Origin of the sequence: Dermacoccus sp. UBA1591 (genome assembly GCF_002322065.1) — a bacterium.
In the GTDB taxonomy this organism is placed as follows: Bacteria; Actinomycetota; Actinomycetes; order Actinomycetales; family Dermatophilaceae; genus Dermacoccus; species Dermacoccus nishinomiyaensis.
In genome coordinates, this window is record NZ_DCNR01000012.1 from 18,857 (window position 1) to 29,457 (window position 10,601).

Genomic DNA, 10,601 nt, shown 5'->3' on the forward strand with positions numbered 1-10,601 from the left:
ATGTCGGGGGCCTTCGGCGTATCTCGGCCGGGAGGCGTCAGGACGACGCTCCATGGCCACCTCAGGTGGGCCGGCCAGGGAGGAAGGGCAGCTTCCCGGGTGCAGGCGTCTGCGGGTGCCAGGTCGCCACGCGCTTCGGGTGGCGGAGTTCCGCGAGGCTGCCGGCCTCGCCCGGGATGGTGCTCTGGACGCACCGCATCGCCTCGATCCCCCTCGCCCGCGTTTGTCTCGCATTCGTCACCGGTCGTGAGGGTGTCGCCCACGCATCAGCTCATGCGTCCACGTGGTCCGGAGGGATTCTCCCCCGTCTCATCGTGCCGTACAGCGGTGCCTCGCTCGGCGGCCGGAGCCGTTCGCTCATCGCGCCCGGAGCCGCCTCGTGCTCACGTCAGGGCAACGTCGACATCGTGGCCGGAGCCGCCTCCTACTCGCGTCAGAACAATGTCGCCATCGTGCCCGGGGCCGTTTCGTCGTCGCCTCCCGGCCCCGGTCGTCGCTCAACGGCTGGTGGTCGTGGGGAGACGGCCGACGCCATACCAGCCTGCCCTGCCCCCGCCTGCGAGCGGGCACCCCTACAAGCGGGCATGAGGGCGCCGCCTCGGGAGGCAAGGAGCGCGCACCACGCTGTGAGAGGCGGCGGGCGCCCAGCAGCGTCTCTGCATGGTCCTTCGCCTGAGCTGATGGCGGCGCGCCCAGCAAGTCGCCCGTCGGTGCCCTGCGATGACGGCGGCGATTGGCCCTGGCCTGCTGTGCCGGCAGCGTAGCCGCGGCGCAGATGAGTCCCTGATTGTGGTGAAACACCGGTCGTCGCGCCCCCGGCCTCTTGGACGTGGGCGCAGCCACCGCGTGATCCTTCGAGTCAACCTCCTACAGAATCCTCGAACGGAGTCATCACGATAACCGCACCTCACATTGTCGACCCTGCCAGCGTGCTGGGCGAAGCCTTGTCCGAAGCAACCCGGACATGGTGCGCCACCTACTGCAAACCATGCTCAGCGCTCTGCTGTCCGCCGACGCGGACGCCGTGACCGGCGCCGAGTGGGGCCAACCCAGCCCGACACGCACGACCCACCGCAACGGCTACCGCCACCGCGACCTCGACACCCGCCTCAGCGCCCTCGACATCGCTGTATTGAAGCTGCGCTCAGGCGCCTACTTCCCCCGACTGGCTCATGGAACGATGCAAACGAGCCGAGTCCGCACTCAACACCGTCGTCGCTGACTGCTACCTCGCCGGCGTGTCCACGCACCGCAGGGCTCCCCCGCTGCGCGCGACGCGGGGTTCGTAGCGGGTGGTACCCCCAAGCTGGCGAAAAACCCTCGGCACCAACGCGCCGTCGAGTCCCAGGTCAGCCGTATGGGCGCCGACCTCGACCCGCTCCACGACGACTTCCGCCACCGCCCCCTCGACGATGCAGGCCCGTTCACGTTCGTCACCGCCGACGCCCTCACGATGAACGCGCGGGAAGGACGCCGCGTGATCAACACCGTCGTCTCGCTCGCCACCGGCGTCAACAATGACGGCCACCGTGAAGTGCTCGGCCTGCGCGTGGCCACGAGCGAAACCGGGTCAGCGAGGAACGAGTTCTTCGCCGACCTCGTCGCCCGCGGCCCGAGCAGTGTCCTGCTCATCACCAGCGAGGCCCACCGGTCTGTGCGAAGCGATCAGCGCGAACCTGCCCGCCGCGAGCTGGCAACGATGCCGCACTCACGACGCCGCGAACTCGTCGGAATCTTCCCCAACCGCGACGCGATCGTGCATCTCGTCGGCGCCATCCTGGCCGAACAAATCGATGAACGGGCCGAAGGACGACGCTACCTCGGCCTCGACGTCCTCGCCCGCTCACACGCGGCCATCCTCACCGACCCGCCCACCGAGCCAGGACACGAACCCATGCCCGCACTCACCGCCTGAACCCACCCCGCGAAGGAACACACCGTTACACCACCGCCAGAGACTTGACCGCCGGCGCGCCCAGGAGCGACGCGCGCGAGCGCGAGCGAGCCGCCGCGATCCCCGCACTCTCGCAAGATCCGCTGCGTGAGTTGATCGTGCTTCGCAGTAGTTTGATCGTGCTTCGCAGTTGCCGACGCGATTCGCAGATGGGCACGTCATTGGCGAAAGGGGGACGGAAATCGCAAACGTCGACGAAAATCGCAGGTACGCACGGGCCGCTGTGGGGCGCCCGGGCGGCTTTGCCGGCCCCGCCACTGTCATCACCGCATGCTCGCGTGACGTCGCACAGCCGAACTAGCGAGTCCGCTTCATCCCAGACATGCAGATCGCCCCGCCCTTCCAGAGGAAGGGCGGGGCGATCTTTGGTGCGAGTGATCAGATGGCGTGCTCGCCACTGAAGTATTCGAACGTCCACAGCACGACTGCAACGCAGACAAGCGGAGCGGCGATGAACACGATCCACCAGCCGACAGCCATCCCGAACGCGAGCAGCGCAATCGCAGCGGCGAGCCACAGCGGCGTCCACGAGTAGGGCGAGAAGAAGCCCTGCTCGCCGGACACTTCGCTGATCTCGCCCTCGGGGCGGTCGCTCGGGCCCGCACCCAGCTTGCGGTCGGTGACCGCGAAGTAACCGGCGATCATGAGGCCGAAGCCGGTGCTGAGCGCGAGGCCGACGACACCCACTGGCTCGTCCCAGTGGCTGAAGTGACCGTAGATGAAGATCAGCGGCAAGTAGAAGAGGCCGAGCACGAGGAAGAGCTTGTATGACGTCTTCATGCGGTGTGAGCCTTTCCACCCAGCTGGTCAACCGTGTCCTGCGCCGGCAGGACGGAGAAGACCCCGACCTCCGGGTGGTGCAGGTCGAACGCGGGGCGCTCGGAACGGATGCGCGGGATGCTGTTGAAGTTGTGACGCGGCGGCGGGCAGGACGTCGCCCACTCGAGCGAGGCCCCGAAGCCCCACGGGTCGTCCTCCGTGACGAGCGGCGCCTTCTTCCACGTGATGTACACGTTGTAGAGGAACGGCAGCATCGAGGCACCCAGCAGGAACGAGCCAACGGTCGAGACCTGGTTCAAGGACTGGAACCCGTCCTCCGGGAGGTAGTCGGCGTAACGACGGGGCATGCCCTCGACACCCAGCACGTGCTGAACGAGGAACGTCAGGTGGAAGCCGACGAACAGCAGCCAGAAATGGATCTTGCCGATCGTCTCGTTCAGCATGCGGCCGGTGAACTTCGGCCACCAGAAGTAATACCCCGCGAACATCGCGAACACGACGGTGCCGAAGACGACGTAGTGGAAGTGCGCCACGACGAAGTAAGAGTCGGACAGGTGCAGGTCGAGCGCCGGGCTGGCGAGGATGACACCCGTCAGACCACCGAAGAGGAAGGTCGCGAGGAAGCCGAGCGCCCACAGCATCGGAGTCTCGAAGGTGAGCGAGCCACCCCACATGGTGCCGATCCAGTTGAAGAACTTCACGCCGGTCGGGACGGCGATGAGCATCGTCATGACGGCGAAGAAGGGCAGGAGCACCTGGCCGGTCGCGTACATGTGGTGAGCCCACACCGAGACCGACAGCGCGCCGATGGCGATCGTCGCGAAGACCAGTGTCTTGTAACCGAAGATCGGCTTGCGCGAGAAGACCGGCAGGACCTCGGAGATGATGCCGAAGAACGGCAGCGCGATGATGTACACCTCGGGGTGCCCGAAGAACCAGAACATGTGCTGCCAGAGCATGGCTCCGGCCGTTTCCGAGTCGAACACGTGCGCATTCATCGTGCGGTCGAGGCCGAGGCCGAACAGCGCAGCGGCGAGGACCGGGAAGACGAGCAGCACGAGGATCGAGGTGATGAGCACTGTCCACGTGAAGATCGACGTGCGGAACATCGTCATGCCGGGAGCGCGCATGCAGACGATCGTCGTGACGAAGTTGACCGCACCCATGATCGAGGCGAAACCGGTCAGCGCGAGGCCGTAGACCCACAGGTTGCCGCCGAGACCGGGGCTGTAGGTGGTGCTCGACAGCGGCGCGTACGCGAACCAACCGAACGAGGCCGCACCCTGCGGCGTCAGGAAGCCGGCCACTGCGATGAGGCTGCCGAAGAGGTAGAGCCAGTAGGCGAACATGTTGAGTCGCGGGAAGGCGACGTCGGGCGCGCCGATCTGCAGCGGCATGAGCGCGTTCGCGAAGCCCGAGAACAGCGGCGTCGCGAACATCAGGAGCATCACCGTGCCGTGCATGGTGAACAGCTGGTTGAACTGCTCCGGGTTGTCGACGATTTGCAGGCCGGGCGACCACAGCTCGGCACGGATGACCAGAGCCATCGCACCACCGAGCAGGAAGAAGATGAACGACGTGATGAAGTACAGGTTGCCGATGACCTTGTGGTCGGTCGTCGTCAACCACTTGACGATGGTTCGGCCCGCGTTGAAGTCCTCAGGACGCCGTGCCTCGGGGCGCTGCTGAAGGCCTGCGGCGGGAGTCGTAGCCGTAGCCATTACTTACCCTCCTTGACGATGTCCGACGCGCCGACACCCTCGGGCAGGTACTGCTGGTCCTGCGGGGCGACGCTGGAACGGTTGAGGGAGTTCGACAGGAAGCCGGACTTGCCCTGCTTGCGCAGGTCGTCCATGTGCTTGTCGTACTCCGCCTGCGAGACGACCTTCACGTTGAAGAGCATCTGAGAGTGGTACGCACCGCACAGCTCGGCGCACTTGCCCTTGAAGGTGCCCTCTTGCGTCGTGTCGACGGCGAACTTGTTCACCTTGCTCGGGATCATGTCGAGCTTCTGCAGGAACTGCGGCACCCAGAACGTGTGGATGACGTCGCGCGTCGTCAGCACGAACTCGACGCGCTTGTTCACGGGCAGGTACAGCGTCGGCAGTCCGGCCTCGGCGCCCGGCTTGCCGGCCTTCATGTCACCCATGACGCCGGTGTCGTAGGTCTTGGCGTCGACGTAGTTGAAGTCCCAACTCCACTGCTTGCCGACGACGTTGATCGTCACGTCGGGCTTCGGCTTGGTGTCGAGCAGCTTGTTCTCCAGCCCGACCGTCTTGCCGAACAGCACGGCGACCATGAAGATCGGCACGACCGTGTAGAGGATCTCCATCGGCACGTTGTACTGCATCTGCGCCGGGAAGCCCGTGTCGCTCTTGCGACGGCGGTAGCGCAGGATGCACCAGAGCATGAGGCCCCAGACGAGCACGCCGACGGCGAGCGCCCAGTACCAGGTGTCCACCCAGAAATCGATCACATGGTGGGAGTTCTCGGTGACGCCCTCGGGCAGCCAGCCGCGGCTGACCTCTCCGGAGCACGCGGTCAGCGGCAGTACCGCTCCACCGACACCGACAGCAGCAATTCGACGACGCCACGAGGGGCTCGTCTTCCGTAAGGGCCGACGCACAGCGTCCACCTTCCTCAGATCCATACCAGGCACATTCAAACCTTATCCCAGGCTCAGACTTCGCCAAGGGGCGGGGGGTATCTCCTGGCTCTAACGATTGCCTAACGGCACCCGCGCGCCCGGCACCAGACCGGTGATCGGCGGCGAGGTGACGAGGTGCGCGACGGCGTCGCGGTACGCCGGACGCTCCATGGTGGTGATGCCCAGGCTCGCGAGGTGGTCCGTGCGCCACTGCACGTCGATCAGACGCGGCCCGGGCTCGGCGAACACGACCTCGCTCAGCGCCCACAGCGCCACCTTCGATGCGTCAGTCGCGACGTGGAACTTCGACTCGCCGGCGAACAACCCACCGAGCGCGAGCCCATAGAGGCCGCCGACGAGTTCGCCGTCCTGTCTCACCTCGATCGAGTGCGCCACCCCGAGGCGGTGGAGTGCGCCGTAGGCCGAGGCGACGGCGGGGGTGATCCACGCGCCGTCACGGCTCGGGTCGGCGCAGGCGGCGACAACGTCGTCGAACGCGGTGTCGATGCTCACCTCCATCGTCCGGCCCGAGCGACGCAGGCTGCGGGAGACGTGGAAGTCACCGCGACGCAGGACGCCGCGCTCCAGCGGCGACCACCAGCCGAGCGGTTCGCCGCCGCCCTCCCCCAGACCCATCGGGAAGACGCCCTGGGAGTACGCCCCGACGATCGTCGCCGGTTCGAGGTCGGCGCCGAGGGCGACGAGGTCGTCATCGGCGTCGAAGTCGGCGTCGGCGAAGTTCCACCGGCACTCGAGCTCGAGCGGGTTCACGACCGCCGATCACGCAGGCGCGCCGCCACCTCGCCTGCCGCGGCGTCACCGTAAGCCGCGCGGAAGCGGTCGAGGAAGGCGGGCGCCTTCAGCACGTACTCCTGGGTGCCGACGGTCTCGATGACGTGAGCGGCGAGCACCGAACCCAGCTGGGCGCAGCGCTCCAGCTCGAGCTGCCACGACAACCCGGCCAGGAATCCAGCGCGGAAGGCGTCGCCGACGCCCGTCGGGTCGACCGCCTGCGCGATCTGGGCAACGGGCACGTCGATCGTCGGCTCACCGCGGCGGTGGATGCTCGCGCCGTCCTTGCCGCGGGTGATGACACGTACCCCGACGCGGTCGAGGATCTCGTCGGCGCTCCAGCCCGTCTTCTGCTCCGTGAGGTGCGATTCGTACTCGTTGGTGAACAGGTACTGCGCGCCGTCGATGATGTCGCGGATGAACGCGCCGTCGCCGAAGGCCAGCTGCTGGGAGGGGTCCGCGACGAACGGGATGCCCCGACGCCGGCACTCCTGCGTGTTGCGACGCATGCCCTCCGGGTCGTGCGCGCCGATGAGGACGAGGTCAAAACCCCCGTGGCGCTCGGCAATCGGGCCGAGTTCGACCTCGCGCCCCTCCGACATCGCACCCGGGTAGAACGACGCCATCTGCGCCATGTCGTTGTCGGTCGTGCAGACGAAACGCGCGGTGTGCTGCGTCTGCGAGATGCGCACCTCAGAGGTGTCGACGCCATGACGCTCCAACCAGGAGCCGTAGTCGGCGAAATCGGCGCCCACGCACCCGATGAGGATCGGGCGCAGGCCGAGGTTGCCGAGGCCGAACGCGATGTTGCCCGCCACGCCTCCGCGGCGGATCTGCAGGTCGTTCACGAGGAACGAGACCGAGATCTTGTCGAGCTGCTCGACGACGAGCGAATCGGCGAAACGCCCGTCGAACGTCATGAGATGGTCGGTTGCGATGGAACCCGTCACTGCGATCTTCACCGCATCAACCTACCGTGAAACGCGTTCGGCGCCCACGCTGCCATCGCAGCAGTGGGCGCCGAGGCGGAGCCGATCGGATCAGCTGAAGCTGTCACCGCACGCGCAGGAGCTGCCCGCGTTCGGGTTATCGATCGTGAAGCCCTGCTTCTCGATCGTGTCGGCGAAGTCGATGGAGGCGCCGTCGAGGTACGGCGCGCTCATGCGGTCGACCACGACCTCGACGCCACCGAAGTCGCGCACGAGGTCACCGTCGAGGGTGCGCTCGTCGAAGTAGAGCTGGTAGATGAGGCCCGAGCAGCCGCCCGGCTGCACGCCGACGCGCAGGCGAAGGTCGTCACGGCCCTCCTGCTCGAGCAGGCTCTTCACCTTGGCTGCGGCGACGTCCGTCAGAATGACGCCGTGGGTGGCCGTCTCGGCCTGGGTGTTCGTCTCCACCGTCATCGTGGATCGATCCTCTCTCACGTCTTCGGTCCTGGTGGTCTCCAGGCCGTTCTTCGTGCAACACCGCGGCGGCCCGCCGTGTTCCCGCCCCACCTTACGCGCCGCCGAGGCGCGCCAGTGACGAGCGGACCGGCTCGAGCACTCCGACGACGGCGGCAGCCGCCGTCAGGCACGCAATGGCGGCGAGCAAGAACACGAACCGCCAGACGAACGCAGGGACGTGACCGACGCGCGCGAGCTCCATCGCGTCGTCACGCCCGACGTGGGGGCGGAACAGCTCGAGCGCGGAGCGCAGCCCGCCGACGAGCAGGAACCACGACGCGCTCGCCACGACGACGTTCGTGACGGGATCGGAGGCCCAACGTAGCGTCGCGACGAGCAACGCCCCGACGCACGCGATGACGACGACGCCGAACGCGTTGCGCAGGAGCAGTGCCATGAGTGCGACGACAACGGCGCCGGCGACGAGCCAGATCCGCGCCTGGTCTGCGCGCAGGGCGACCAGACCCCCGAGCCCGACGATCCCGGGCGCCGGGTACCCGGCCAGGAGGGTCAGCACGACGCCGAGCCCACCCTGTCGGCCGACGCTTACCGCCTCACCTGACGAATCACGGTTGAGCCGCACCGAGCGGACGCTGCGCCCCGCGAGAAGAGCGACGAGGGTGTGCCCCGCCTCGTGGACCGCGGTCACGGCATGACGCAACGGGCCGAACAACCAGCCTGCCAGCGCGCACACGGCACCGACGACGGCGCTCAGCAGCATGAGGTCGTCATTCATGTCCCGACATCGCCCCCTCGGGATGGATGAGGCTCTTGACCCCGGCCTTCACCACAGGCACCCGACAGCGGGTGAGGCCACGCGCCATCACGCAGGCCTCACCCGTCGTCGTCGAGCGCCCGGTGTCACGCGCCGTCCGAGGCCTTCGCGACGCGCTGCAGGAGAACCGCCTCGGCGAGGCAGACCTTCGCGAACTCGCCGAGGTGCAGCGATTCGTTCGCGCCGTGCGCGCGGGTGTCGGGGTCTTCGACACCGGTGACGAGCAGCGCAGCGTTGGGCATCATCTCCGCGAACAAGGAGACGAACGGGATCGAGCCGCCGATGCCGACGTCGACGGGGTCGCTGCCCCAGGCGTCACGGAAGGCGGCGCGGGCCTCGTCGTAGAGCGGGCCGGTGGCGTCGGCGTCGAAACCGGAACCGATCTCCTCGAGCTCCACCTCCACCTGCGCACCCCACGGTGCGTGGGAGCGCAGGTGCTCGGCGAGCGCCTCGTAGGCGGCCTGCGGGTCCTGCCCGGGGGCGACGCGCAGCGACAGCTTGGCTCGCGAACTCGCCGCGAGCGTGTTGCTCGCGACGTCGACGCCCGTCGCGTCGAGCCCGATGACGGTGATGCTCGGCCCACGCCACAACCGCGCGGCCAGCGGGCCCGTGCCGATGAGCTGCGTGCCCTCGAGCATGCCGGCGTCGCGGCGCAGCTCCTCGGGCGTGTAGTCGATGTCGACGTTCTCGTCGGAGTCCAGCCCGGCGACGGCGACGCTGCCCGCGTCGTCATGAAGCGTTGCGAGCAGGCGGCACAGCGTCGTCAGCGAGTCGGGGACGGCGCCCCCGAACATGCCCGAGTGCACCGAGTGCGCCAGGGTGCGGACGGTGACGACGGCGCGGACGGTGCCGCGCAGGGTCGTCGTCAGCGCCGGCGTGCCGACGGCCCAGTTCGCTGAGTCGGCGAGCACGAGGACGTCGGACGTCAGCTCGTCCGCGTACGTGCGCAGCAGTGCGGGCAGGGAGTCGGAGGCGATCTCCTCCTCCCCCTCGATGAAGAGGGTGACGGTGCAGGGCAGGTCGTCGCCCCAGGCGCGGATCGCGGCGATGTGCGCCATGACACCGGCCTTGTCGTCGGCCGCGCCGCGGCCGTAGAGGCGACCGTCGCGCTCGGTCGGTTCGAACGGCGGGCTCTGCCAGTCGGCGTCGTCACCGGGGGGCTGGACGTCGTGGTGGGCGTACATGAGGACACGCGGCGACCCTGCGGGTCCTTCCTTGTGCGCGATGACGGCCGGGCGGCCGCCCTCGGAGACGACCTTGACGTCCATCCCCTCGGCCTCGAGCAGCTTCGCGACGGCGCGCGCGGAGTCGTCGACGTGCTGTTGGTCGAACGATCCGAGGGAGACGCTGGGGATGCGCGTGAGGGCCTTGAGGTCCTCGACGACGCCGGGCATGAGGGTGGCGATGCGCTGGCGGAGATCCTCCGGGGCGCCCGCGTTCACGGTGGCAGTCACAGCCGCCACGGTATCCCCCGCGCGCCTGTGTCGGGGATGGGAGGCGCGCGGGCGTGACGTAAAGTGGCGCGGGTGCGAGCAGTGAAGAAGAAGACGAGCAGCGGCGCCACCGCCGTCGGAGCCACCGCGGTCGAGAAGGATGCGACGCGCGAGCCGGCCGCCCCGACGAATGATGCGGCGCACACTCCGCGCCCCGGTGCGAAGAACCGCCCGACGCCTAAGCGCAGGGACCAGGAGGCCGCTCGTCGGCGCCCCCTCGTCGAGACCGACCGCAAGGCAGCCAGGGCGGCAGAGAAGGAGCGCGCACGCGAGGCGCGCGCCCAGCAGCGCGCAGCCGCGGATCGTGGCGAGGAATCCGCGCTGCCGCTGCGCGACCGCGGCCCCGAGAAGCGCTACATCCGTGACCGCGTCGACGCCCGCCTCAGCCTGGGCGAGGTCGCGATGCCGCTCATGTTCATCCTGATCTTCTCGTGGTTCCTGCTGCCCAAGCTGGCCGCCATCACCCTGGCGCTCGTGTGGGTCATCGTCCTCGCGGGCCTCATCGACTCTGCCCTGCTGTGGCGCGGCATCAAGAAGGACCTCATCGCCAAGTTCGGTGCCGTGCCGCGCGGCGGCGCCCTCTATGCGGTGACGCGCTCGATGCAGATGCGCCGCCTGCGCTTCCCCCGTCCGACGGTGAAGCGGGGCGACACGGTCGCCTGACGCGCCTCACCTCGGCACGTCCAGAACGAACGCATGACGAAGGGGGTCGCAC

General features: G+C 68.2%; 9 protein-coding genes and 1 pseudogene. 2 read left to right on the forward strand and 8 right to left on the reverse strand.

The window, feature by feature from the left end:
• Window positions 1-896 precede the first annotated feature (896 nt).
• Window positions 897-1,915: pseudogene (locus tag B2284_RS01220) on the forward strand (IS256 family transposase).
• A 417-nt stretch (window positions 1,916-2,332) separates the two neighbouring features.
• Here B2284_RS01220 and B2284_RS01225 read toward each other — a convergent pair.
• The 8 genes from B2284_RS01225 to B2284_RS01260 all read right to left on the reverse strand — a co-directional run bounded on the left by B2284_RS01225 (window position 2,333) and on the right by B2284_RS01260 (window position 9,847).
• Window positions 2,333-2,734: a cytochrome c oxidase subunit 4 gene (locus B2284_RS01225; protein ID WP_062258761.1), complete on the reverse strand. Its 402-nt coding sequence runs from the start codon at window positions 2,732-2,734 to the stop codon at window positions 2,333-2,335.
• On the reverse strand, window positions 2,731-4,455 hold the full coding sequence (gene ctaD, locus B2284_RS01230) for an aa3-type cytochrome oxidase subunit I (RefSeq protein WP_062258759.1): 1,725 nt from the start codon (window positions 4,453-4,455) through the stop codon (window positions 2,731-2,733). The genes B2284_RS01225 and ctaD overlap by 4 nt, the downstream gene beginning before the upstream one ends.
• Window positions 4,455-5,384, reverse strand: coding sequence for an aa3-type cytochrome oxidase subunit II (ctaC, locus tag B2284_RS01235; RefSeq protein ID WP_074045449.1), 930 nt, complete (start codon window positions 5,382-5,384; stop codon window positions 4,455-4,457). The genes ctaD and ctaC overlap by 1 nt, the downstream gene beginning before the upstream one ends.
• Window positions 5,385-5,450: 66 nt before the next feature.
• The gene (aat, locus tag B2284_RS01240; protein ID WP_006946588.1) at window positions 5,451-6,152 is read right to left on the reverse strand and encodes a leucyl/phenylalanyl-tRNA--protein transferase; all 702 of its coding nucleotides are present in this window, start codon (window positions 6,150-6,152) and stop codon (window positions 5,451-5,453) included.
• On the reverse strand, window positions 6,149-7,135 hold the full coding sequence (locus B2284_RS01245) for a carbohydrate kinase family protein (protein ID WP_006946602.1): 987 nt from the start codon (window positions 7,133-7,135) through the stop codon (window positions 6,149-6,151). Before B2284_RS01245 ends, aat begins: the two co-directional genes overlap by 4 nt.
• Before the next feature lie 78 nt (window positions 7,136-7,213).
• Entirely contained in the window at window positions 7,214-7,576 is a 363-nt protein-coding gene (locus B2284_RS01250; RefSeq protein ID WP_006946562.1) for a HesB/IscA family protein, read from the reverse strand.
• Window positions 7,577-7,670: 94 nt separating this feature from the next.
• Complete coding sequence (locus tag B2284_RS01255; RefSeq protein ID WP_006946591.1) at window positions 7,671-8,354, reverse strand: M50 family metallopeptidase; 684 nt, start codon at window positions 8,352-8,354, stop codon at window positions 7,671-7,673.
• Window positions 8,355-8,479: 125 nt separating this feature from the next.
• The gene (locus tag B2284_RS01260; RefSeq protein ID WP_062258757.1) at window positions 8,480-9,847 is read right to left on the reverse strand and encodes a dipeptidase; all 1,368 of its coding nucleotides are present in this window, start codon (window positions 9,845-9,847) and stop codon (window positions 8,480-8,482) included.
• 72 nt (window positions 9,848-9,919) lie between these two features.
• Here B2284_RS01260 and B2284_RS01265 point away from each other — a divergent pair, with 72 nt between their 5' ends.
• Window positions 9,920-10,549, forward strand: coding sequence for a DUF3043 domain-containing protein (locus B2284_RS01265; protein ID WP_074045450.1), 630 nt, complete (start codon window positions 9,920-9,922; stop codon window positions 10,547-10,549).
• Window positions 10,550-10,601: the final 52 nt, after the last annotated feature.

Coding starts and splice junctions, on each gene's coding strand:
- B2284_RS01225 (WP_062258761.1), bottom strand. CDS start 2,734: ATGAAGACGTCATACAAGCTCTTCCTCGTGCTCGGCCTCTTCTACTTG.
- ctaD (WP_062258759.1), bottom strand. CDS start 4,455: ATGGCTACGGCTACGACTCCCGCCGCAGGCCTTCAGCAGCGCCCCGAG.
- ctaC (WP_074045449.1), bottom strand. CDS start 5,384: ATGGATCTGAGGAAGGTGGACGCTGTGCGTCGGCCCTTACGGAAGACG.
- B2284_RS01250 (WP_006946562.1), bottom strand. CDS start 7,576: ATGACGGTGGAGACGAACACCCAGGCCGAGACGGCCACCCACGGCGTC.
- B2284_RS01255 (WP_006946591.1), bottom strand. CDS start 8,354: ATGAATGACGACCTCATGCTGCTGAGCGCCGTCGTCGGTGCCGTGTGC.